At 72.2% G+C, this 23449-nt stretch carries 21 protein-coding genes; 15 read left to right on the forward strand and 6 right to left on the reverse strand.

The genetic code is table 11. The features are described 5' to 3' along the window. Positions 1–108 precede the first annotated feature (108 nt). The 4 genes from ABD691_RS02925 (at position 109) to ABD691_RS02940 (ending at position 6032) form a co-directional block, all read left to right on the forward strand. A complete protein-coding gene (locus ABD691_RS02925) occupies positions 109–903 on the forward strand; it encodes a TIGR03936 family radical SAM-associated protein (protein ID WP_344677769.1) in 795 nt (264 codons plus the stop codon). Positions 904–1074: 171 nt separating this feature from the next. Continuing rightward, a complete protein-coding gene (locus ABD691_RS02930; protein WP_344677770.1) occupies positions 1075–4248 on the forward strand; it encodes a translation initiation factor IF-2 N-terminal domain-containing protein in 3174 nt (1057 codons plus the stop codon). A 62-nt stretch (positions 4249–4310) separates the two neighbouring features. Next, positions 4311–5204: a hypothetical protein gene (locus ABD691_RS02935; RefSeq protein WP_344677771.1), complete on the forward strand. Its 894-nt coding sequence runs from the start codon at positions 4311–4313 to the stop codon at positions 5202–5204. 60 nt (positions 5205–5264) lie between these two features. After that, positions 5265–6032, forward strand: coding sequence for an alpha/beta fold hydrolase (locus ABD691_RS02940; RefSeq protein ID WP_344677772.1), 768 nt, complete (start codon positions 5265–5267; stop codon positions 6030–6032). On the opposite strand, the gene ABD691_RS02945 is transcribed toward ABD691_RS02940, so the two are convergent. Beyond that, the gene (locus ABD691_RS02945; protein ID WP_344677773.1) at positions 6019–6735 is read right to left on the reverse strand and encodes a helix-turn-helix domain-containing protein; all 717 of its coding nucleotides are present in this window, start codon (positions 6733–6735) and stop codon (positions 6019–6021) included. The genes ABD691_RS02940 and ABD691_RS02945 overlap by 14 nt on opposite strands. Before the next feature lie 58 nt (positions 6736–6793). Between ABD691_RS02945 and ABD691_RS02950 the strand changes: the two genes are divergently transcribed. Genes ABD691_RS02950 through ABD691_RS02960 form a run of 3 tightly spaced genes read left to right on the forward strand, consistent with a single transcriptional unit; the run spans position 6794 to position 9458 of the window. Continuing rightward, the gene (locus ABD691_RS02950; protein WP_344677774.1) at positions 6794–7384 is read left to right on the forward strand and encodes a TetR/AcrR family transcriptional regulator; all 591 of its coding nucleotides are present in this window, start codon (positions 6794–6796) and stop codon (positions 7382–7384) included. Continuing rightward, complete coding sequence (locus tag ABD691_RS02955; RefSeq protein WP_344677775.1) at positions 7381–8865, forward strand: carboxylesterase/lipase family protein; 1485 nt, start codon at positions 7381–7383, stop codon at positions 8863–8865. Before ABD691_RS02950 ends, ABD691_RS02955 begins: the two co-directional genes overlap by 4 nt. Then, positions 8862–9458, forward strand: a complete 597-nt coding sequence (locus ABD691_RS02960) for a VC0807 family protein (RefSeq protein WP_344677776.1) — start codon at positions 8862–8864, stop codon at positions 9456–9458. The genes ABD691_RS02955 and ABD691_RS02960 overlap by 4 nt, the downstream gene beginning before the upstream one ends. Here ABD691_RS02960 and ABD691_RS02965 read toward each other — a convergent pair. Continuing rightward, positions 9439–10404: a glycosyltransferase family 2 protein gene (locus ABD691_RS02965; RefSeq protein ID WP_344677777.1), complete on the reverse strand. Its 966-nt coding sequence runs from the start codon at positions 10402–10404 to the stop codon at positions 9439–9441. The two genes, ABD691_RS02960 and ABD691_RS02965, sit on opposite strands and share 20 nt — an antisense overlap. Beyond that, positions 10401–12101 (reverse strand): hypothetical protein, encoded by a 1701-nt coding sequence (locus ABD691_RS02970; RefSeq protein ID WP_344677778.1) that lies wholly within the window; start codon positions 12099–12101, stop codon positions 10401–10403. Before ABD691_RS02970 ends, ABD691_RS02965 begins: the two co-directional genes overlap by 4 nt. Positions 12102–12638: 537 nt before the next feature. Here ABD691_RS02970 and rplU point away from each other — a divergent pair. The 6 genes from rplU (at position 12639) to ABD691_RS03000 (ending at position 18054) form a co-directional block, all read left to right on the forward strand. Further along, entirely contained in the window at positions 12639–12947 is a 309-nt protein-coding gene (rplU, locus tag ABD691_RS02975; protein WP_009947750.1) for a 50S ribosomal protein L21, read from the forward strand. Between the two features lie 14 nt (positions 12948–12961). Beyond that, on the forward strand, positions 12962–13219 hold the full coding sequence (gene rpmA, locus ABD691_RS02980) for a 50S ribosomal protein L27 (protein WP_344677779.1): 258 nt from the start codon (positions 12962–12964) through the stop codon (positions 13217–13219). A gap of 80 nt (positions 13220–13299) precedes the next feature. Beyond that, complete coding sequence (gene obgE / locus ABD691_RS02985; protein ID WP_344677780.1) at positions 13300–14775, forward strand: GTPase ObgE; 1476 nt, start codon at positions 13300–13302, stop codon at positions 14773–14775. Then, the gene (gene proB / locus ABD691_RS02990) at positions 14768–15889 is read left to right on the forward strand and encodes a glutamate 5-kinase (protein ID WP_344677781.1); all 1122 of its coding nucleotides are present in this window, start codon (positions 14768–14770) and stop codon (positions 15887–15889) included. Before obgE ends, proB begins: the two co-directional genes overlap by 8 nt. Before the next feature lie 21 nt (positions 15890–15910). Beyond that, positions 15911–16819 carry an RNA polymerase sigma-70 factor gene (locus tag ABD691_RS02995; RefSeq protein WP_344677782.1) on the forward strand — a complete coding sequence of 303 codons (909 nt, stop codon included), beginning with the start codon at positions 15911–15913 and terminating at the stop codon, positions 16817–16819. 71 nt (positions 16820–16890) lie between these two features. Continuing rightward, positions 16891–18054 carry an NAD(P)/FAD-dependent oxidoreductase gene (locus ABD691_RS03000; RefSeq protein WP_344677783.1) on the forward strand — a complete coding sequence of 388 codons (1164 nt, stop codon included), beginning with the start codon at positions 16891–16893 and terminating at the stop codon, positions 18052–18054. 171 nt (positions 18055–18225) lie between these two features. Here the strand turns inward: ABD691_RS03000 and ABD691_RS03005 are convergent, their stop codons facing one another. Together ABD691_RS03005 and ABD691_RS03010 are read right to left on the reverse strand one after the other, a co-directional pair. Continuing rightward, a complete protein-coding gene (locus ABD691_RS03005; RefSeq protein WP_344677785.1) occupies positions 18226–19506 on the reverse strand; it encodes an MFS transporter in 1281 nt (426 codons plus the stop codon). 157 nt (positions 19507–19663) lie between these two features. Then, positions 19664–19870, reverse strand: a complete 207-nt coding sequence (locus tag ABD691_RS03010) for an HC3 family zinc finger protein (RefSeq protein WP_344677786.1) — start codon at positions 19868–19870, stop codon at positions 19664–19666. Positions 19871–20072: 202 nt separating this feature from the next. On the opposite strand from ABD691_RS03010, the gene ABD691_RS03015 reads away from it, so the two are divergent. Both ABD691_RS03015 and ABD691_RS03020 read left to right on the forward strand, forming a co-directional pair. Next, a complete protein-coding gene (locus ABD691_RS03015) occupies positions 20073–20924 on the forward strand; it encodes a helix-turn-helix domain-containing protein (protein WP_344677787.1) in 852 nt (283 codons plus the stop codon). Then, the gene (locus ABD691_RS03020; RefSeq protein WP_344677788.1) at positions 20921–21115 is read left to right on the forward strand and encodes a DUF397 domain-containing protein; all 195 of its coding nucleotides are present in this window, start codon (positions 20921–20923) and stop codon (positions 21113–21115) included. The genes ABD691_RS03015 and ABD691_RS03020 overlap by 4 nt, the downstream gene beginning before the upstream one ends. Before the next feature lie 148 nt (positions 21116–21263). Here the strand turns inward: ABD691_RS03020 and ABD691_RS03025 are convergent, their stop codons facing one another. After that, positions 21264–23387, reverse strand: coding sequence for a RecQ family ATP-dependent DNA helicase (locus ABD691_RS03025; RefSeq protein WP_344677789.1), 2124 nt, complete (start codon positions 23385–23387; stop codon positions 21264–21266). Positions 23388–23449 lie beyond the last annotated feature (62 nt).

Raw genomic sequence — 23449 nt, forward strand, 5'->3', positions numbered from 1 at the left:
ACTTGCGGTTGTAGCGGCAAGGATCGGCGACGGCCGGCAGGGCGTCGACGACACGTGCGGGAGGGCATTCTGAGTCGGCAAGATCAACCCAACCCCTCGGCGCCTCCGGTGCAGAAGCTGCGGCTGCGCTACGCCAAGCGCGGCCGGCTGCGCTTCACCTCGCACCGGGATCTGGCCCGTGCGTTCGAACGCGCGCTGCGGCGCGCGGGCGTTCCGATGGCCTACTCGCAGGGCTTCAGCCCGCATCCGAAGGTGTCGTGGTCGGGCGCGGTGCCGACCGGTGTGTCCAGCGAGGCCGAGTACGTCGAGCTCCAGCTGGTCCGCCGGGTCGAACCGGAGGTGCTTCGCCGCGAGCTGGACGCGGCGCTGCCGGAGGGCGTCGACCTGCTGGAGGCGGTCGAGGCCGGGCCCGGTTCGCTGGCCGAGCGCCTGCAGGTCAGCCGGTGGCGGATGGAGATCCCCGGCGTGAGCACCGACGACCTGCGCGATGCCGTCGCCAAGCTGCTCGCGGCCGACAGCGTCGAGGTGGAGCGGATGACCAAGGACGGCCGCCGCAGCATCGACGCGCGGGCCGCGCTGGTCGACGCCGAGGTTCTCGACGGTCCCGATCCGACTGCGCTGAGTGACCGGATTCGCTCCGTCACCGCCCAGGTGGACGATTGGCCGAGGGAGCCCGAACCGTATGGGATACTTGTAACGGTCGTGCGGCAGACAACACCGGTCGTACGGCCCGACGACGTACTGAGCGCCCTCCAGGTCGTCGCCGGTCTGGCGCCGTCGGCCGCTCTGCGAGCGACCCGGCTGGCGCAAGGCAGGCTCGACGACTCCGGAGGGCTTGCCGACCCGTTGGCCCAGGACTCAGGCGGCGGCCGGAGTCCGGCGGGGGTGCCCGCGGCTGGATGACGGGCGGCGCGGACGTCGTCGGACCCACCGTGTGACTTCCCGGATCACCACGAACCGGGGCGGAGGGGACACAAGAGAATTGCCGTCGCCGCGCCGGCGACGGAGACCGAAGAACGCACATGCCTCTGTGCGGCTCGCGTCCAAGGACGCGCCCGGGGGCGGAGGAGCTGGATGTTGAACACGGATACGCCCGCTGGAAGCGCCAGCGGGCCATCGACCACACCTACCCGGGAAGACCAGGGGACGTTCGAACTGCCCGCCAAGCTGCGCGTGCACGCGCTGGCCAAGCTGCTGGGCTCCAGCAGCCGGGAGATCATCACGACGCTGGAGTCGCTGGGCGAGTCGGTGCGCAGCGCGCAGTCGAACATCACCCGCGAAGTCGCGATGCAGGTCGTGCGGACCCTGCACCCGGAGCAGATCGAGGAGGCCGGGCAGAAGGAGGCGCCCGCCGCCGAGGAGGCTCCCGCCGAGCAGGCACCGGCCGAGGCCGCGCAGCCGAAGGCGGGGCAGACGGCCGCTGAGACCGAGCAGTCGAAGGCCGCGCAGGCACCGACCAGGACCGAGCAGGCATCGGCCAAGCCTGAGCAGGCGCCCGCCAGGACTGAGCAGGCGTCGGCCAAGCCTGAGCAGGCACCTGCCAAGACCGAGCAGGCGCCCGCCGAGAGCAAGCAGCCCAAGGCGGAGGAAGCGCCCGCCGCGGCTGAGCAGCCCGAGCAGCCGAAGGCCGATGAGGTGCCCGCCGCGCCCGCGCCCGCCGGTTTCCTCGCCGCGCAGGAGCCCGAGCAGCAGGCAGCACCGGGCCTGACCCCGGTCTTCGCCCCGCCGCAGGCGATGTTCCTGGCACCGGAGCCGCAGGCCGCCCCGGCGAAGCCGGAACCGGCCGCTCAGCCGGAGCCGAAGGCGGCCGAGCCGGAGGCGCAGCCCGCGCCGGAGGCGGAGTCGGCCGAGGCAGGCGAGGAGGATGCCGAGCAGGGCGGCAGGCGCCGCCGCAGGCGGGGACGCCGGGGTCGCGGCCGGGGCCGCGGCGCCGAGGGCGAGCAGAGCGAGCCGTCGGCCGAGGAGCCGGAGGCGAAGGAGACCGCGGAGCAGGGCGGCAAGGACGAGCAGGCCGAGCCCGCCGAGGAGGCGGAGCCTGCCGAGGCCGGTGGCGAGGAGGAGTCCTCCGAGGGCAGCCGCCGCCGTCGCCGCCGGAGGCGGCGCAAGGGCTCGTCCGACGACGACAGCGGCGCCCGCGAGGACGACCCGCCGAACACCGTCGTCCACGTCCGCGACGGCCAGCCGGAGGGCCGCCAGGACAGCAGCGACGACGAGGTCCGCGCGGTCAAGGGCTCGACCCGCCTGGAGGCCAAGCGCCAGCGCCGCCGCGACGGCCGGGAGGCCGGACGCCGCCGCGCCCCGGTGCTGTCGGAGGCGGAGTTCCTGGCCCGCCGCGAGTCGGTGGACCGCCGGATGGTCGTCCGGGAGAACGGCGACCAGACCCAGATCGCGGTGCTGGAGGACAACGTCCTCGTCGAGAACTTCGTGACCTCCGCGGGCACCGGCTCGCTGGTCGGCAACGTCTACCTGGGCCGCGTGCAGAACGTGCTGCCCAGCATGGAGGCCGCGTTCGTCGACATCGGCCGCGGCCGCAACGCGGTGCTCTACGCCGGTGAGGTCGACTGGGACGCGGCCGGCCTGGCGGGCAAGGCGCGCCGGATCGAGCAGGCGCTGTCCACCGGTGACAGCGTGCTGGTGCAGGTCACCAAGGACCCGGTCGGCCACAAGGGCGCCCGGCTGACCACCCAGATCAGCCTGCCCGGCCGGTTCCTGGTCTACGTGCCCGGCGGCGGCGCGACCGGCATCAGCCGCAAGCTGCCGGACAACGAGCGCAAGCGGCTCAAGGAGATCCTCAAGCGGATCGTCCCGGAGAACGCGGGCGTGATCATCCGGACCGCGTCGGAGGGCACCAGCGAGGAAGCGCTGGACCGCGACGTGCGGCGGCTGCAGGCGCAGTGGGAGGTCATCAAGGAGAAGGCCGACACGCCGAAGGCCCAGGCCCCGCAGCTGCTCTACGAGGAGCCGGACCTGCTGATCAAGGTCGTGCGCGACCTGTTCACCGAGGACTTCTCGGCGCTGACCGTCCAGGGCAACGACGCCTGGGACACCATCGACGCCTACGTCAAGCACGTCGCCCCGGACCTGGCCAGTCGGCTGACCAAGCACGTCGGCAAGAACGACGTGTTCACCGAGCAGCGGATCAACGAGCAGATCGCCAAGGCGCTGGACCGCAAGGTCTGGCTGCCCTCGGGCGGCTACCTGGTCATCGACCGCACCGAGGCGATGACGGTGATCGACGTCAACACCGGCAAGTTCACCGGCTCCGGGGGCAACCTGGAGGAGACGGTCACCCGCAACAACCTGGAGGCGGCCGAGGAGATCGTGCGCCAGCTCCGGCTGCGCGACATCGGCGGCATCATCGTCATCGACTTCATCGACATGGTGCTGGAGTCCAACCGCGACCTGGTGCTGCGGCGGCTCACCGAGTGCCTGGGCCGGGACCGCACCCGCCACCAGGTCGCCGAGGTGACCTCGCTGGGCCTGGTGCAGATGACCCGCAAGCGGGTCGGCACCGGCCTGCTGGAGGCCTACAGCAGCACCTGCGAGCACTGCCGTGGCCGGGGCCTGCTGGTCTCGACGGACCCGGTCGTGCACACCCACACCAACGGCAACGGCGGTGGCGGCAACGGCGGTGGTGGCGGTGGCCGCAAGCGGCACCGCGGCAAGCAGCAGGAGGCGGAGGCTCCCGCCGCCGAGGCCCCGCAGGTCAAGGCGGAGCCGGTCGCCGCGCCGGAGCCGGTCGCCGCGGCTGAACCCGCGGTGAAGGCTGAACCGGCGGCGAAGGCCGAGCCCGTCGCGGCGGAGCCGGAGGCGAAGCCCGCTGCCAAGGCGGAGCCGGTCGCTGAGGCGAAGCCTGTTGCTGAGGCGAAGCCCGCTGCGGAGACGAAGTCGGCTGGTGAGGCGAAGCCGGTTGCGGAGCCGGTCGTCGAGGCGAAGCCCGCTGCCGCGGCGGAGCCGGTCGCGCCGGTGGAGCAGCCGAAGGCGGCGGAGCCCGAGCGGCCGAAGGCCGAGCAGCCGAAGGCCGAGGAGCCGGAGGCGAACGGCCGTCCGCGACGGCGGAAGGTGAGCCGCCCCGCGGGCAGCGCGGGCGCACCGGCCGCGCCGGTGGTGCTCGCCGTCCCGGCGAAGCCGGCGGAGCCGGCCGACAACGGCGCCCCGGCGCCGGAGCCGGCGATCGCGGCAGTGTCGCGCCGCTCGCGGCGCTCCGCGTCGCGCCCGGCGGGGCCGCCGGTCGACGGCGGGAACTGACACGAGGCGCGATGGCCGATTCGTTCAAGAGCGGATCGGCCATCGCGCTCTACGGTCGGCGCATGACTCGCTTCACCGCTGACCGCCTGGCCGCTGCCGAAGACCTGGTGTGGCTGACCGCCCGAGTGCTCGAACAGCGCCGCTTCGAATTCCTCTTCTCCCATGGCGACGCCGATGCCGTCGTCGCGGCGCTGGAGCCGTACCGCTGCGCCGACGGCGGGTTCGGCTACGGCCTGGAGCCCGACTCGCGCGGCCCGGTCAGCCAGCCGCTGCACACGTTCACGGCGCTGTCGATCCTCGCCGAGGTCTCGCGGCCGGTTCCCGCCGGAGTCCTCGAACACCTGACCTCGATCACCACGCCGGACGGTGGCGTTCCGGGCGTTCTCCCGAGCCTCGCGCGGTACCCGCACGCCCCGTGGATGCCGGTCGACGACGATCCGCCAGGTGCCCTGCTCACCACCGCGCTGCTCGCCGGGGTCCTGCACGGGCACGGCGTCGAGCATCCGTGGCTGACCCGCGCCTCGGAGTTCTGCTGGAACCGGATCGACGCGCTGGACGAGACCCACCCCTACGAGGTCCAGGCGGCGCTGACCTTCCTCGACCACGTGCCCGACCGGTCCCGCGCGGAGTCGGCGGCCGGGCGGCTCGGCGAACTCGTGCGGGACCAGCGGCTCGCCGTGCTCGACCCGGCACGCCCCGAGGACGCGCGGCTCGCGCCCGGGTACGCCCCCGGCGAGCTGCACCACGTCTACGACTACGCCAAGACGCCGACCAGCCTGGGCTGCTCGTGGTTCTCCGGTGCCGAACTGGCCCGCAGCCTCGACCACCTCGCTCAAGCGCAGGAGGAGGACGGCGGCTGGCCGGTCCGCTGGCGCCGGTGGTCGCCGGGGGCCCACCTCGAATCCCGCCCGGTGGTGACCATCGAAGCCCTCTCGATCCTGCGCGCGCACGACTGACTTGCCCGGCCTCGCCCGCCGGTGTTGGGTGAACCGCAGCGGCGAGGAGGGGCGGCGCAGATGACGAAGGTGACTTCCCGGGACGGCACCACCATCGCCTACGAGCGGACCGGCAGCGGCCCCGCGCTGGTCCTGGTGGCGCCCGCACTGCAGAACCGCTCGGCCGCGGTCGTCCTGGCGGAGCTGCTGTCGGAGCGGTTCACCGTCTACAACTACGACCGCCGCGGCCGGGGCGAGAGCGGTGACACCGCGCCGTACGCGGTCGAGCGCGAGATCGAGGACCTGGACGCGGTGATCGCCGAAGCCGGCGGCTCCGCCTGCGTCTACGGCAGTTCCTCAGGTGCGGTCCTCGCCTTCCGCGCGGCGACGGCCGGATCGCGCATCACGCGACTGGCGATGTTCGAACCGCCGTTCGTCGGCAGCTCGTCGGGCATGGTGCGGCGCTACGCCGACCTGATCGAGGCCGGTGACCGCGAGGGCGCGCTGGAGCACCTGCACCGGGCGATCGGGGTGCCGGAGGGGATCGTGCGCAGGCTGCCCGACTCGCCGACGTGGCCGGTGATGAAGGCGATGGCGCACACGATGCTCTACGACTTCGCGATCACCAGCGACGACGACGGCGCGGTCCCGGTGCAGCGGCTCGCCGCGATCATCACCCCGACCCTGGTGCTGGCCAGCGAGGGCAGCTCCGACCTGCTGCGCGACGCGGCCTCGGCGACCGCAGAAGCCCTGCCCGCCGGCACCTACCGCTGCCTGCCCGGCCAGTGGCACGGGGTGCCCGAGGAGGCGCTGGCCGCGGAGCTGGCGGACTTCTTCACCACGAGCTGAGCAGGGCGGCGGGCGGCAGCCCGGCGAGCCTGCGGAACTCGCGGGTCATGTGCGCCTGGTCGGCGTAGCCCGCGGCGGCGGCGAGGTCGGCGAGGCCGCCTCCGGCGCCGAGCCGCAGCGCTCGCCGGAGGCGGAGCACGGCGGCGAGGGTTTTGGGGCCGTAGCCGACGGCGGCGGTGAAGCGGCGGCGGAGCTGCCGTTCGGAGAGGCCGAGCGCGTCCGCGAGGCCGGGGACCGGAGGCGGCCGGAGGCCGGCGAGGGCGGCGACCGCCGCGTCGATGGCGGGGTCGCGCGCGAAGCGCGGGAGCAGCCGGAGGGCGAGGTCTTCGAGGACCAGGGCGGACTCGGGCGCGGTGGTGGTGGCGTGGAGCCGGTCCAGCAGTCCGGTCGCGCGGGAGCCCCACACTTCGGGCAGCGGGACCTGGTCGTCGAGGAGTTCCGAGGTCGGTGTCGCGCCGAGCAGCAGGCCGGCCGCTCCCGGGCGCATCCGGACGCCGCCGGCCGCCGTGCCGGGTGGGAGGTCGACGAGCCGGGGCCCGCTGTCCGGGCCGGCCAGTTCCAGCCGCCCGCCGATCCAGATCAGGTCGACGCAGCCGTCCGGGATGATCCGCTGCTCGTGCCCGGAGGCGGACTCGTGGGTCCACACGCAGGTGACCGGACCCGCGAGCTCGGGTCGGGGAGCGCGTTCCTGGTACCTGGCCACAGCGGCGATTGTGCCCCATCGACGAGACAAGTTTGCTCAACTGTGCTAATTTTTGCTCATGCGAGCAAAGTCGTTCACGGAGGAGCGCCGCCGGGCGCAGATCGTCGAGGCCGCGATCGACACGATCGCCGAGCTCGGCTACGCCCGGACCTCCTTCGGGCAGATCGCCAAGCGCGCCGGGCTGAGCAGCACCGGGATGATCTCCTACCACTTCCGGAACAAGGCCGAGCTGATGAACCAGGTCGTCAGCGACGTCTACGCGGTGGCCACCGGGATCGTCGGCGCGCGGATCGACGAGGCACCCACGCCGGGCGGGCAGCTCCGCGCGTTCATCGAGGCGAGCGTGCGCTTCTACCGCACGCACCACCGGCACATGCGCGCGCTGACCGAGATCTGGCTGGCCGAGCGCTCGGAGGAGCGCGCGGTCCCGCACCAGCAGGAGCTCCAGGCGCTGCAAGGGATCTTCCGCGCGGGCCAGCGGTCCGGGGAGTTCCGCGACTTCTCGCCGGAGGTGATGGCCGTCGCCCTGCGCCACGCGCTCGACGGCGTCGCGCTGCACCTCGGTGCCGATCCCGACGCCGACCCGGACCGCTACGCCGACGAGCTCGTGACCCTGTTCGACCTGGCCACCAGGAAGGAACCGCGATGACTCCGGAGAGCATCGTGACCGTCGACTCCGGCCGCCTGCGCGGTCTGGTCCGCGACGACCACCGGCTGTTCCAGGGGATCCCCTACGCCGCGCCGCCGGTCGGCGAGCTGCGCTGGCGCTCCCCGCAACCGCCGCAGCCCTGGGCGGACGTCCGCGACGCCACCGAGCCGGGCAGCCCGTGCCCGCAGACGGCGCAGGTCTTCGCCGGCATCTCCAGCCTCGACGAGGACTGCCTCAGCCTGAACGTGACCACCCCGAACACCCCCGGCCGCAAGCCGGTCATGGTGTGGCTGCACGGAGGCGGCGGCGCCAACGGCGAGGGCGCGATCTTCGACGCGCGGCGGCTCGCCGTGCGCGAGGACGTCGTCGTGGTGACGCCGAACTCGCGGCTGGGCATCTTCGGCTACTTCGGCTGGCCCGGGCTGGAGGGTGGCGGCGGCTTCGGGCTGGAGGACCAGCAGGCCGCGCTGCGCTGGGTCCGGCGCAACATCGCCGCGTTCGGCGGAGATCCGTCCAACGTGACCTTGTTCGGCGAGTCCTACGGCGGTTTCAACGTCTGCGCGCATCTCGTGTCGCCGTCGGCGGCGGGGCTGTTCGACCGCGCGATCGTGCAGAGCGGGTTCGCGCTCATGGACGCCCCGGCCAACACGTGGATGCCCGGTCAGCCCCCGATGCCGACGATGTGGACGTCCGCCGAGGAACTGCACGGGCTCGCCGAGCACGTCGTGGGCCAGGCCGGGTGGATCGACCCCGGTAGCGATCTGCCCGCGCTGGACCAGCTCCGCCGCGTCCCGGTCAGCGAACTCCTGGAGTACTCGGCGTACTTCAGCCGCCCCTCCTTCGGAAACGGGGTGCTCCCCGAACTGCCCGACGACGCGCTGCGGGCAGGTCGTTTCCACCGCGTGCCGATGATCGCGGGCGGTACCCGCGACGAAGCCCGCCTGTTCGTGGCGCTGTTCTTCGACGTCAACGCCGACAGCTACCGGCAGCTGCTCGCCGAGTCCTTCGGCGCCGATGCCGACCGGGTCGCCCTGGAGTACCCGCCGGGGGAGAACCCGGCACTGGCGTGGGCCGACATCACCGGCGACCGGGCCTGGGCGCTGTCCACATGGGACTTCGCGCACGCGCTCGCCCCGCGCGTTCCCACCTACTTCTACGAGTTCGCCGACCGCTCCGCCCCGCCGATCGTGCCGTTCCCGGAGGGCTTCCCGCCCGGCGCGCACCACTCCGCCGAAGTGGCCTACCAGTTCGACCTGCGGGAACCGGCCGATCTCGACGCCGAGCAGTGGCGGCTCGCCGAAGCGATGAACGCCTACTGGGCCACGTTCGCGCGCACCGGCGACCCGAACCGGCCGGACCTGCCGAGCTGGCCGCGCTTCGACCCCGCCGACCCGCACACCCAGCGGCTCGCGCCCGGCCGGATCGGCGGCACCGACTTCCCCGCCGGACACCGGCTCGCCTTCTGGGAGAAGCTGCGGTGATCCTCGCCCTGCTGCTCGACCTCGTCCTGCCGGTCGCGGTCTACTACGGGCTGCGGTCGGCGGGCGTCGGGGAGGTCCCGGCGCTGGTCACCAGCGCGGTCGTGCCCGTCGTGCGCATCGCCCACGAGCTCCTGGTCCACCGCCGGGCCGACCCGCTCGCGGTGTTCGCGCTGGTCATGATCGCGGTGAGCCTGCTGCTGTCCTACGTCGGGGGCAGTCCCCGGACCCTGCTGGCCAGGGACGGCTGGCTGATGGCGGCGTGCGGGGTCGCGGTCCTCGCGACGCTGCGGCGCAGGCCGGTCGTGTTCACCCTCGGCCGGATGCTGGTCGCCCGCGCCGGGCACGGCGTCGAGGACTGGGACCGCAGGTGGTCCGGGTCCGCGCCGTTCCGCCGGGTCTGGCGGGTCCTGACCGCGGCGTGGGGGATCGCGCTGCTCGGCGCGGCGGCGGTGAAGGTCCTGATGGCCTACTCGCTGCCGGTCGACGTCGTGCCCGCGCTGACCACCGCGATGTGGCTGGCCGTGGTGGTGCTGCTCAACGTCGCCAGCCGGCTCTACCTGCGGCTGCCCCGGATCAGGCGGATCGTGGGCTGACCTCGTCGGCGGTGCTGCCTGCCACCAGCACGGTGATGTCCCGGTCGCGGCCGGTGCGGTGCAGCACCAGCTCGGCCAGCAGCCCCACCGACACCATCTGCACCGCGAAGATCTCCAGGAGCATCCCCAGCGTCAGCAGCGGCCGGGTGCCGATCGACTGCTCGGTGAACACCCACACGCCGGTGAGGTACAGCAGGATCAGCGTGCCGATGGTGCCCGAGAGCAGGCCCAGCCCGCCGAACAGGTGCGCGGGCCTGCGGCCGTAGCGGGTCAGGGTGACGACGGTCAGCAGGTCCAGCGCGCCGCGCACGTACCGCTCGAAGCCGTACTTCGACTTCCCGTGCAGGCGGGGCCGGTGGTTGACCGCCAGCTCGCGGACCTGGTAGCCGAGCTGGTGGGCCAGCGCCGGGATGTAGCGGTGCAGCTCCCCGTACAGCGGCACCCGCCGGTAGACCTCGGTGCGGGCGGCCTTGAGCCCGCAGTTGTGGTCCGCCAGCCGCAGCCCGGTGATCAGCCCGGTCATCCGGTTGAACAGCTTCGACGGCAGCCGCTTGCCCAGCGGGTCCTTGCGGTCGGCCTTGTGCCCGCTGACCAGGTCGGCCCCGTCGTCGAGCTGGTCGAGCAGCCGCGGGATCTCGGCCGGGTCGTCCTGCAGGTCGGCGTCGATGGTCACCAGCAGCTCGCCGCGCACCTCGGCCACCCCGGCGGCCAGCGCGGCGGCCTTGCCGAAGTTGCGGCGCAACCGGATGCCGCGGAAGCGGGGGTCGGCGGCGGCCTGCTCGGTGATCACCCGCCAGCTGTCGTCGGTGCTGCCGTCGTCGACCACCACCAGCTCCCAGCCGCGGTGCTGGGACTGCATGGCCGCGCGGATCTCGGTGAACAGCCTGGGCAGGCTCTCGGCCTCGTTCTTGGCCGGGGCCAGCAACGAGACGACGGGTCCGTTCATGATCGTTGCGGGCTTTCCGTGAGGGGCCGGATCCACCAGCCGTCGGGGAACTGGAAGGCGACCCGCAGCGGGCCGAGCTGGGCCGGGGCGACCGCCCGGAAGCCGAGCCCGATCTCGATGCCGATCGTCTGCGACTCGGCGTCGGCGCGCGGGATGCCGACCACGCCGCCGCCGACCACGGTGCCGGTCCGGTCCAGCACCGCCACGCACCGCGCCCGCTCGATCCCGGAGATCGCCCAGCCCTTGAGCATCCGCGCGCCGCCGGTGAGCTGGTCGGTCTCGACGTTGAGGATCACGTCCCGGCCGTCCCTGCCCGGTTCGCGGAAGCTGCCGATGCTCGGCGTCCGCCAGGTCGAGGTGTCCACCCGGGAACCGATGTTCACGCCGTCGCAGCCCAGGGAGAACTCGGGGGAGAACGGGTAGTGGCCCAGCGCCCGGAGCCGGGGCAGCAGCCGGTCCGGTTCGGGGAACCGGTCGGTGAAGGCGTCCGGGTGGCCGATGCGGGCGGCCACGGCGAGCAGGTTCTGGTTGGGCACGTCGTCGCGGACGGCCTGCGCCATCGGCGCGCCGAGCGCCACCGTGGCCAGCACCGTGCCGAACACCGCGACCCGCCGAAGGGCCGGCCAGCGGCCCCACGCCACGACGATCACCAGGAACGCGATCCACAGCGCGGCGGTCATGCTGTTGTACCGGCTCTGCAACCCGGCCGACTCGCCGAACGCGGCACGCGAACCGGAGATCATCACCGCGCAGCCGACCGCGTACACCGCCAGGCCCCACCACGCCGCGCTGCTCTCCCGGTGTTCCTGGGCGACCCGCGCGTGCATCGCCAGCACCGCGAGCCCGGCCACCCCGGCGATCACCGCGACCGCCGGTTCGGTGCCGGTCCACACCATGCCGAGCATGCTCAGCCCGGCCAGCAGCGCCTGGGCCGGGTCGTCGGTCGGCGACCCGCCGCCACCGCCCTGCGGTCCGCGCAGCACCAGCCACGCCGCGACGACCACGACCCCCACGGCCATCGGCGTGATCACCCGGCTCCTGCGCTCCCCGCGCAGCCACGCCATCAGGGCCAGCGCCGGCCACACCGCGAACGACGTGCCGTAGCTGATCGAAGCCAGCAGTCCCGCGACGACCGCCAGGCTCAACCACCCGCGCTGCATCGCCAGCAGCGCGGCGAGCACGAGCATCAGCGCCAGGATCCAGGACGCGCCGCTCATGGAGCGCACGTAGTTGTGGATGCCGTGCGGGTTGAACACCAGGGTCGAGGTGGCCACCACCAGCCCGGCCCGCTGCCAGCGGCCCAGCGAGCGGGGCAGCATCGCCCACACCAGCAGCACGGACGCGACGCCGAAGGCGACGATCAGCAGTCCCAGCGGCTGGTTGAGCCCGTTGCCGTAGCGGGCGCTGAGCCAGAACAGCAGGCTCGGCAGCACGAACGGGTGCTCGTTGCGGAACCCGAACAGGGCCTCCGGGCGCAGCGTCCCGTCGTCGTTGGTCAGGTCGAGCAGGACCCACCAGTAGTCGAAGAAGTGCATCTGCGGGTACCGCAGCACCTCGCGCAGCATCATCAGCGGGGGCACCGCGGCGAGCAGCCCGAGGAGCACCGGTCCGGCCCGCCCAATGCGCAGTCGCTCGAACCTCGATCCGGATGCGGTCGTCTCCTGCCGCGCCGCGACGTCCGATGCGATGTCGGTCACGCTCTGTTCCCCATGCTTCTCGGATTTCCCCGTGTCCGTGGTGGCCGGGGGCCCGCGTCGAGTCGCGATCGCCCACCGGCGGCGACTCACAGTAGCAAGGGTGGGTAGGTGCCGATCGGTCTCGACGACCGATTGGCGAAAGATTTCCACAGTCGATCTCCGGGCGGTCGATTTGACCGCCCGAACCGGCCGAACGTAGCCTTCCCCGGCCCGTCGCCGACGGGCATCGCCCCCGCGCAGCGCGGGAATCATCCATCACCGCCCGGCGCGGAGCCCGATCCGCCGGTCTGTATGATGGGTGGGAACTTCTCGCCGCCCGAGGCAGGCTGTCATGGCTTGACTTGGTTCGGTGAGAGCAAACGCCCTGCTCAGCCGCGGACGACCTCGGTCGGAAGCGGCCCGCCCACGAGAGACCTCAGCTGGGGGACCGGGCGACGAAGCGGGAACCCACCGAGATCCGGCGCGCCGGACGGCAGGAACCGGCCTCGTCGGCGAGGGCGTCAACAGCGAAACCGAGCAGCAGGAGACTTCCGACTCATGTACGCGATCGTCAAGACCGGCGGCAAGCAGTACAAGGTGGCTGTCGGGGATGTCGTCGAGGTCGAGAAGCTCGAAGGCGAGCCGGGCTCCGAGGTCACCTTCCCGGCGCTTCTGCTCGTCGATGGCTCCGATGTCACCGCCGACGCCGACGCACTGGCCAAGGTCTCGGTGACCGGGAAGCTGGTCGAGCAGACCAAGGGCCCCAAGATCCGTATCCACAAGTTCAAGAACAAGACCGGCTACCACAAGCGGCAGGGTCACCGGCAGAAGCTGACCCGCGTCGAGGTCACCGGCATCACCAAGTGAGGACCTGACTAGTCATGGCACACAAGAAGGGCGCATCCAGCTCTCGGAACGGCCGCGACTCGAACCCGAAGTACCTCGGGGTCAAGCGGTTCGGTGGTGAGGTCGTCAAGGCCGGTGAGATCATCATCCGCCAGCGCGGCACCAAGTTCCACCCCGGCCTCAACGTCGGCCGCGGTGGCGACGACACGCTGTTCGCGCTGTCCGCGGGCACGGTCGAGTTCGGTCGTACGCGCAACCGCAAGACCGTGAGCATCGTGCCGGCCGAGGCCTGACCCGGCTCTCGGCGCACCAGTACTTCCCGACGAGGGGCGGGTCCGGCCTTGGCCGGTCCTGCCCCTCGTCTTTTCTTGTCTTGGAGGCATCCGTGTCGCGGTTCGTCGACCGCGTGACCATCCACGTCGCGGCAGGCGACGGGGGCAATGGCTGCGCCTCGGTACACCGGGAGAAGTTCAAGCCGCTGGGCGGTCCCGACGGTGGCAACGGCGGCCGGGGCGGTGACGTCCGGCTCGTGGTCGATCGCGGCGTGCACACGCTGCTCGACTTCCACCACCGGCCGCACGCGCGCGCCTCCAACGGCAAGCAGGGCCGGGGCAGCATGCGCAACGGCGCGATCGGCGAGGACCTGGTCCTGCCGGTGCCGGACGGCACGGTCGTGCTCACTCCGGACGGCGAGGTGCTGGCCGACCTGGTCGGCATCGGCACCACCTTCGTCGCCGCCGAGGGCGGTCGCGGCGGGCTGGGCAACGCGGCGCTGGCGTCGAAGGCCCGCAAGGCGCCGGGCTTCGCCCTGCTCGGTGAGCCGGGCGAGGAGTTCGAGCTGGTCCTGGAGCTCAAGTCGGTCGCCGACGCCGGGCTGCTCGGGTTCCCCTCGGCGGGCAAGTCCTCGCTGATCTCGGTGCTCTCGGCGGCCAAGCCGAAGATCGCCGACTACCCGTTCACCACCCTGGTGCCCAACCTCGGCGTGGTCACCGCGGGCGAGACCGTCTTCACCGTCGCCGACGTGCCCGGCCTGATCCCGGGCGCGAGCCAGGGCAAGGGCCTCGGCCTGGACTTCCTTCGCCACATCGAGCGCTGCGCGGTGCTGGTGCACGTCGTGGACTGCGCCACCCACGAGCCGGGGCGCGACCCGCTGTCGGACGTCGACGCGCTGGAGACCGAGCTCGCCGAGTACACCCCGGCGCTGGCCGAGCACGGCGCGGGCGACCTGGCGTCGCGCCCGCGGCTGGTGGTGCTGAACAAGGTGGACGTGCCGGAAGCGCGCGAGCTGGCCGAGATGGTCCGCCCCGACCTGGAGGCGCGCGGCTGGCCGGTGTTCGAGGTGTCCACCGCCAGCCACGAAGGACTCCGCGAGCTGAGCTTCGCGATGGCCGAGGCGGTGCGCGAGTACCGCGCCGAGCAGCCCGAGCCGGAGCCGGCCCGGGTGGTCGTCCGGCCCGCGGGGGTGGACGACAGCGGCTTCACCGTCGAAGCGGATCCGGAGTTCGACGACGCGTTCGTCGTTCGCGGCGAGAAGCCCGAGCGGTGGGTGCGCCAGACCAACTTCGACAACGACGAGGCCGTCGGCTTCCTCGCCGACCGGCTGGCGAAGCTGGGCGTGGAGGAGGCGCTGGCCAAAAACGGCGCCCAGCCCGGCAGCCAGGTCACCATCGGGCAGATGACCTTCGACTGGGAGCCCTCGACCCCGGCCGGTGTCGCGGGCGTGCTCAGCGGGCGCGGCACCGACCTGCGGCTGGAGCAGACCGACCGGGTGTCGGCGGCCGACCGCAAGGCGGCCAAGAAGGCCCGCCGCACGTCGCTCGACGAGGAGGGCGGCTACGCCGGTGAGTGAGCTGCTCTCGCCCACCCGGCGGGCGATCGCGGCGGCGCGGCGCGTCGTGGTCAAGGTCGGGTCGTCCTCGCTGACGACGACCGAGGGCGGGCTGGACACCGGCAGGCTGGCCGGGCTGGTCGACAGCGTGGCCGACCGGGTCGGCCGGGGGGACCAGGTGGTTCTGGTGTCCTCCGGCGCGATCGCCGCCGGCCTCGCCCCGCTGGGGCTGGACCGCCGCCCCCGCGACCTGGCGACCCAGCAGGCGGCGGCCAGCGTCGGGCAGCAGTCCCTGGCCCACGCCTACGCGGAGTCGTTCACCCGCTACCGGCTCACCGTCGGCCAGGTGCTGCTCACCGCCGACGACGTGGTCCGCCGCTCGCACTACCGCAACGCCCAGCGCACGCTGAACCGGCTGCTGACGCTCGGCGTGGTCCCGGTGGTCAACGAGAACGACACCGTCGCCACCCACGAGATCCGCTTCGGCGACAACGACCGCCTCGCGGCGCTGGTCTCGCACCTGGTCGGCGCCGACGCGCTGGTCCTGCTGTCCGATGTGGACGCCCTCTACGACGGCGATCCCCGCCGCGGCGGGGCGTCGGCGATCCGCGAGGTCAACGGCGCGGCGGACATGGAGGGCGTCGAGGCGGGCAGCACCGGGGCTTCCGGGCTGGGCACCGGCGGCATGGCCTCGAAGGTCGAAGCGGCACGGGTCGCCTCCTCCGCGGGCATCCCGGTCCTGCTGACCTCCGCCGCCGAAGCCGCCCGCGCCCTCGGCACCGCCGATGTCGGCACCGCCTTCGCCGCGACCGGTTCGCGCCTGTCGGCCCGCCGCTTCTGGCTCGCGCACGCAGCCGACGCCACCGGCAGGCTGTGGCTGGACGACGGCGCGGTCGCGGCCGTGGTCAAGCGGCGCCGGTCGCTGCTGGCGGCGGGCGTCACCGCGGTCGAGGGCGCGTTCGACGGCGGTGACGTGGTGGAGCTGGTGAACCCGTCGGGTGCGGTCGTTGCCAGGGGAGTCGTCGGCTACGACGCCGAGGAGCTGCCCGAGCTGATCGGCCGGTCCAGCCACCAGCTGCCGCCCGAGCAGCGCCGCGAGGTCGTGCACGCCGACGACCTCGTCCCGCTGCGCTAGGCGGTTCGTATCCTCGTCGGCGTGGCGAACGATCACGTCGACGAGTTCGAGGCGCAGCGGCCGAGGCTGTTCGCCCTCGCCTACCGGCTGCTCGGTTCGGCGGGCGAGGCCGAGGACGCCGTCCAGGAGACGTTCCTGCGCTGGGACGCGGCCGACCGCGACGAGATCCGCGTCCCGGTCGCCTGGCTGACCAAGGTCGTCACCAACCTGTGCCTCAACCGCCTGGACTCGGCCCGCGCCCGGCGGGAGAACTACGTCGGCGTGTGGCTGCCCGAACCGGTGCTGACCGACTCCGAGCCGGGACCGCTGGCCACCGCCGAGCGGCGGGAGTCGGTGTCGCTGGCGATGTTGCACCTGCTGGAACGGCTGACCCCGCCGGAACGGGCGGTCTTCGTGCTGCGCGAGGCGTTCTCCTACCCCCACCGCGAGATCGCCGAGATCCTCGACATCACCGAGTCCAGCTCCCAGCAGCTGCTGCACCGCGCGTCCCGGCATCTCCAGGGCCGCCCGAGGTTCGAGCCGTCCGCCGACGCGCGCCGCGAGGTCGTCGAGCGCTTCCTGGACGCCGCGCGCGGTGGCGACATCGCCGCGCTGGAGCGGTTGCTCGCCGACGAGGTGGTGGCCTACGCGGACGGTGGCGGCAAGGCCAAGGCCGGGCGGTACCCGGTGCTCGGTTCGAAGAAGGTGGCGCGCTACATGGCGGGCTGGCTCAGAGTGCCGCTGCCCGGCTTGGAAATCCGCTTTGCCGAGATCAACGGCCAGCCCGGGATCCTCGGTGTGGTCGACGACCGGCTGCTGATCGCGGTGCTCGTGTTCGACACCGACGGCGAGCGGATCCACGGCCTCCACACCGTCGCGAACCCGGACAAGCTCGCCCACCTCGGCGCGCAGCTGTCGCTGATCCCGCGGTCGTGGAACGCGATGCTCTAGATCTGTCATGGATTCCGGTGCTGTCCGGTTCAGGTGGTGAACATCGACAGGCACGGGAACGGAGACGAACCATGGCACATCGCATCGTGGTGCTCGGCGCGGGCTACGCGGGGCTGACGGCGGCCCGCAGGCTGGCCGACGGCTTCCGGCGAGGTGACGTGCGGATCACCCTGGTCAACGCGACGCCGGAGTTCGTGGAACGGGTCCGGCTGCACCAGACCGCCGCGGGCCAGCAGATCCGGCCGTGGCCGTTGCGGGATTCGCTGCGGGACACCGGAATCGAACTGCTCGTGGGCCGGGTGGTCGCGGTCGACCCGGTCGCCCGGGAGGTCCGGCTCGACGACGGCCGGACCACCGGTTACGACAAGCTGGTCTACGCCCTCGGCAGCACCGACGACGACAGCGTGCCCGGGGTCGCAGAGCACGCGCTGAAGGTCGCCGGGCACGGCGGGGCGGTTCTCGCGGGAGCGCGGATCGCGGAACTGGCCGCCGCGAAGGGAACCGTCGCCGTCGTCGGTGGCGGGGCGACCGGTATCGAGGCCGCGGCCGAACTCGCCGAAAGCCACCCGGACCTGCGGGTCCGGATGCTGGTCGGGCCGGAGCTCGGTGCGCAGTTCTCCCGGCGCGGGCGCGAGCACGTGCAGCGGGTCTTCGACCGGCTGGGCATCGAGGTCCGCGCGGGCGCGCAGGTCGGCGAGGTGCGTTCGGACCACCTCGTCCTCAGCGGCGGCGGGACGGTCGAGGCCGACGCGGCACTGTGGACGGCGGGTTTCCGGGTTTCCCCGCTGGCGGCCGAATCCGGTGTGGAGTGCGACGAGCGGGGGCGGATCGTCGTCGACCCCACCATGCGTTCGGTCTCGCATCCCGACGTGTACGCGATCGGCGACGCCGCGCGTGCCCGCTCGGGGAACGGCACGGAACTGCGGATGTCGTGCGCGACGGGCCTGCCGATGGCGATGCGCGCGGCGAAGTCGATCATCGCTGAGCTGGGCGGCGCAACCCCGGCGCCGATGTGGTTCCGCTATTTCAACCTCTGCGTGAGCCTCGGCAGGAGGGATGCGCTGATCCAATTCCTGAACGCCGACGACTCGCCGCGTCCCGCCGTTCTCACCGGCCGGACAGCCGTGCTTTACAAGGAGGCGATCGTGCGCGGCGCGGCCTGGGTTGTGCGGCGCAGCCCGAGGCTCTGGTCGCGGCAACGGGTGCCGGCCGCCGCGAGGTCGCATGCGGCTTAGCCTGCGTTCACGCCGGTTGCGAGGCAGTGGCGTGCACGCCGCGCAACCGGCTACGGACCGATCTCGGACCGCACCCGCTCCCAGCTGGGTGCGGCGCCTGGCCACCGGCGACCGCGGAACCGCCCTGCGCCACTACACCCACCTCGGCGAAGCGCTCATCTCCGGCAGCGGCTAACGCAGCTCGATGCCCCGCGTCTCCGGCAGGGTGAGGATCACCAGGAACGCGACCGCGGCGCCGGCCGCGATGTACCAGAAGAACAGCGTCGACGCGCCCGGTGCGGCGAACAGCTGGATCACCACCGGCGCGGTGCCACCGAACAGCGCCACCGTCAGGTTGTACCAGGCGCCGATGCCCAGCCCCCGCAGCTCGGTCGGGAACAGCTCGGACATGATCGCGGGCGCGATCGACGTCATCGCGGTGTAGAGCGCGATCCCGGTGCAGAACACCACCAGCAGCGAGCCGAGGCCGGGCCGCACCAGTGTGGACAGCGGCACGATCAGCACCGCGGTCGCAGCCGACCACACCAGCAGTTGCGGCTTGCGCCCGAACCGGTCCGACAGCACGCCCATCGGGTACTGGAGCGCGATGAACAGCACGGTGGCGACGGACAACGCGAGGAACACGTCGGTGTCGTCGGCGTGCCGGGTCTTGACCGCGAACGGCGTCAGGGCGCTGAAGAACGTGTAGTAGCACAGCGTCGACAGCATGCTGAAGCCCACGAGCTGGCCGACGGCCTTCGGGTGCTGGGTGAGCGTGAGCAGCAGCGGGAACCGCAGCGCCTTCGCCTTGGCACGGTTTTCCTCGAACTGCTCGGTCTCGTCGAGGGCGCGGCGCAGCCAGAGGCCGATCAGACCGAGCACGCCGCCGAGCACGAACGGGATGCGCCAGCCGAAATCGGTGAGCTGGTCCTTGGTCAGCACGCTGGTCAGCAGGAAACCCAGCAGGGACGCGGCGAGCAGCGCGCTGCCGGTGGAGATGTAGAAGAACGACGAGTACCGGCCGCGGCGGCTCGCGGGGGCGATCTCGGCCAGGTACGCCGAGGCGTTGGAGACCTCGCCGCCCAGCGACAGCCCCTGGCCGATCCGGGCCAGCACCAGCAGGATCGGCGCTGCCCAGCCGATGGTGTCGAAGGTCGGCAGCACTCCGATGATCAGCGAGCCGCCCGCCATCAGCGCGACCGTCACCAGCATCGCGGGCTTGCGCCCGCGCAGGTCTGCGAACCGGCCGAGCAGCCAGCCGCCCAGCGGGCGGAAGAAGAACGCGAGCGCGAAGGCCGCCAGCGTGTTGATCAGCGCCAGCTCACCGGGGAAGAACCGGCTGGCGAAGTACACGCTGAACGCCGTGTAGACGGTCCAGTCGTACCACTCGATCGCGTTGCCGATGCTCGCGGCGACCAGCTTGCGGACCGGAAGTCGGTGGACGGCTGTGGTGGTGGTCGCGGACTCGGGCATGGTGGCCTCCGAGTGCCGTCGCCGATCGGGCGACGATCATCGAACTAATGAGCGTCGCAACATTACGCAGCGGACCGGAAGAAGGGAAGACCGTCGCACCATCCGGATGGCCGGGGCGGACCCGGCGTCCGGGCCAGGTCCGATGTGGACGGATCGGCTAGCGGATGCCCGCCAGCACGTGCGCCACCTTGTTGCACTCCGGGCAGGTGGCCCACAGCCACGCCTGCGCCGAGTCGTCCACATTGATCGACGCCCCGCACAGGGTCTCGACCTGTGCCTCACCGGTGAACCCACCCCGTGGCCGCGTCTCGAGAGTGGCGTGGCGCAGACCGTCGCCGGGCTGCCAGTGGAACGGGTGGGGCACGCTCGATCACCGCCTGCACGCAAGCCGAGGCGGTCCGGGCAGAACTCCGCAGCCCGCGCTGCCGGCGGGCTGACCGAACTGAACGGACCGCGATTTCACCTTGTTCCGTGGAACGATTCTCACTGTGCCGTTCCGTGAAACAGGGGTCAATTACCGCTACGGGTGATGCCTTGGGAAGGGAGCCCTTCCTAAGATTCACCCCATGGTCAGAAGTGGCGCAGGCAGCCCCAAAGCCCGCGCACTGGGGGCTGAACTGCGCGAATGCCGTGACAAGGCCGGCATGACCGTGCGCGCGTTGGCCAGCAGGCTCGGAATCGCGCACGTGCGCATCGCCCGCTATGAGAGCGGTACCAGCGTCCCCGCCGCGGACGAGGTCGCGGGTTACCTCGCGGCGGCCGGAATCCTCGGCGACGAGCGCGAACGCATCCTGCGGCTGGCGCGCGAGGTCGGCGAGCCGAACTGGATCCCCTCCGGATACCCCGGTGCGCGCCCGGAGCTGACCACCCTGATCGAGTTCGAGCGCACCGCCACCGAGATCACCAACCTGTCCCCGATGCTGCTGCCCGGCCTGCTCCAGACGCCGGACTACGCCCGCGCGCTGATGACCGACCTGCCGCCGGGCGAGGTCGAGAAGCGGGTCGCGCTGCGCGTCGGCAGGCGGGAGGTGCTCACCCGCAGCGATTCCCCGCGCCTGACGGCCTACGTGCTCGAAGCCGCGCTGCACGAGTCGATCGGCGGTCCCCGGGTGATGGCCGAGCAGCTGCGCTTCGTCGCCGAGATGGCGCTCCGGCCCAACGTGGACGTGCGGATCCTGGCTTCGGGCGCGCGATCGCTGCACGCCGGGCACGCGGGTCCGTTCGTCCTCTTCGAATTCCCGAAAGCGGCCCCGATAGTCCATCTGGAGCACTACAGTTCCGCCGCTTTTCTCTATGGCGCCAGGGATGTGCAAGCCTATCTCCAAGCGCGCGATAACCTCCGCACCGTGGCGATCAGCCAAGCCGAGTCACTTCGGATGCTCGGTAGTTGTGCGGAGGAAATGGAGAGCTGCAAATGACGTTAAGCCCCACCGGTTGGCGGAAGTCCGCTCGCTCGGCCAGGCACACCGACTGTGTCGAGGTCGGCAGGGTCGGAGAAGGCGCCGCCGTGCGGGACTCGAAAGACCGTACTGCTGGATATTTCGACGTGTCCGCCGAGCAGTGGCGAAGCTTCGTCACAGCGCTGAAAGCGGGCAGGTTCGACGCCTGACCTGTTCTTGGAGTTCCGGAGTTCTCGACCGGCGCCGCGCGGCGTCGTCTGAAGAGTATTCGGAATCCGGACACGGAATTGTTTCCCGCCGGTAAAGTGGAATTGGTTTCGCGGTGGGCGTGTTCCGGGGAACGCGCCCACCGCGGAATCATCCGGTGGTGGCGAGGGTGAAAGGCAGCACTGCGGGCGCGCCCGCCTGGCGCAGCAACCGGCCGGCCACCGTCGCGGTCCACCCGGTGTCGGCGTAGTCGTCCATCAGCAGCACCGGTCCGTCCAGTGTGGACACCTTCGCGGCCAGCTCGTCGGAGAGCCGGAACTGCGTCCAGAGCGAAGCCACCCGCTGCGCGCTGTTGGTCGCCCGGCGGGGTGTCGTATTCGGGTTGGTGGCGACCTCGCCGAGCAGCGGCAGCCTGCCGATCCCGGCGATCCGCGAGGCGAGGCTGCGCACCAGCGTCGGCCGCGTCCGCGAGCCGAGCGCCACGACGCCGACCGGGCGCTGCTGCCAGTCCCACGCGGCCAGCACCTGCACGCACGCCTTGAACAGGTCCTCGGGGAGTTCCTGGTCCGGCGCGGAAGCCCCCAGCAGCTCCCGGAGCCGGTTCCCCCACCCGATGTCGGTGAGCCTGCCGACGGCGCGGCCGGGCATCGTCAGCTCGTCCGCGCGGAGCTTGCCCGACACCGGCAGGCCCAGCCCGTCCATCCCGGTCGGCCACATCTTGCGCGGGTTCAGCTCCACCCCGGGCCGCCGCAGCCGTTCCTCCGCCTGCTGCACCGCCTGCTCGTCGACGTCGGCGGAGTAACCGGAACCGGTGCAGTTGTCGCAGCGCCCGCACGGCTCGGCGTGCGGATCGTCGAGCTGCTTGCGCAGGAACTCCATGCGGCAGCCGCCGGTCCCCAGGTAGTCGAGCATCGCCTGCTGCTCGGACCGCCGTTCCTCGGCGATGCGCCCGTACCGCTCGGCGTCGTAGGTCCACTCCTGGCCGGTGGACTCCCAGCCGCCCTTGACCCGGCGGACCGCGCCGTCGACGTCGAGGACCTTGAGCACCATCTCCAGCCGGGTCCGCCCGAGCTCGACGCGGGGTTCCAGCGCGGCGGTGGACAACGTCCCGCCCGCTTCCTCCAGCGCGGCGAGGATCGCGCGCACCGTCGCCTCCGGCGGGAACGCGAGCGACGCGAAGTACGACCAGATGTCCTTGTCCTCCGGCCCCGGGAGCAGCAGCGCCTCGGCCCGCCGCACGCCGCGGCCCGCGCGGCCGATCTGCTGGTAGTAGGCGATCGGCGACGACGGAGCGCCCAGGTGCACGACGAAACCGAGATCGGGCTTGTCGAAACCCATCCCGAGCGCGGAGGTGGCCACCAGCGCCTTGACCCGGTTGCCGAGCAGGTCCTCCTCGGCCCGCTGCCGCTCGGCCGGATCGGTGCGGCCGGAGTAGGACGCGACCTCGTAGCCCTGGTCGCGCAGGTACCCGGCGACCTCGTCGGTGGCAGCGACGGTCAGCGTGTAGATGATCCCGGAACCGGGGAGCTCGTCGAGCTTGCTCGCCAGCCACCCGAGCCGCGCCTGCGCGGTGGGCAGCCGCACCACGCCGAGCCGCAGGCTCTCGCGGTCCAGCGTCCCGCGCAGCACGAGCGTTTCCTGCGGGTCGGAGAACTCGCCGCCGACCCCGAGCTGCTCGGAGACGTCCTTGACGACCCGGTCGTTGGCGGTCGCCGTGGTCGCCAGCACCGGCACTCCCTCGGGCAGTTCGGTGAGCAGCGTGCGCAGCCTGCGGTAGTCCGGGCGGAAGTCGTGGCCCCAGTCGGAGATGCAGTGGGCCTCGTCGACCACGAGCAGGCCCGCGCTCTGCGTCAGCTCCGGCAGCACGTTGTCGCGGAAGTCCGGGTTGTTCAGCCGTTCCGGGCTCACCAGCAGCACGTCGACGTCGCCGACGACGACCTGCTCCTCGATCGCGGCCCATTCCTCGGCGTTGGCGGAGTTGATCGTCGCGGCGTGCACCCCGGCGGCGGCAGCGGCCTCGACCTGGTTGCGCATCAGCGCCAGCAGCGGCGAGACGATCACCGTCGGTCCTTCGCCGAGCTCCCGCAGCAGGGCGGTGGCGATGAAGTACACCGCCGACTTGCCCCAGCCGGTGCGCTGCACGACCAGCGCCCGGCGGCGCTGCAGGACCAGGGCGCGGATCGCGCTCCACTGGTCTTCGCGCAGCGTGGCGTCCGGCCCCGCCAGGGCGCGGAGTCGTTCTTCGGCGAGTTCGCGGAGGGCGTTTTCGTCCACGCCCCGATTCCTACCGGACGCCTCCGACGCCGCTGCTCCGGGGCGTTCCCAGATGGCGGAAG

The organism is Saccharopolyspora taberi (genome assembly GCF_039534165.1).
Lineage (GTDB): Bacteria > Actinomycetota > Actinomycetes > Mycobacteriales > Pseudonocardiaceae > Saccharopolyspora_D > Saccharopolyspora_D taberi.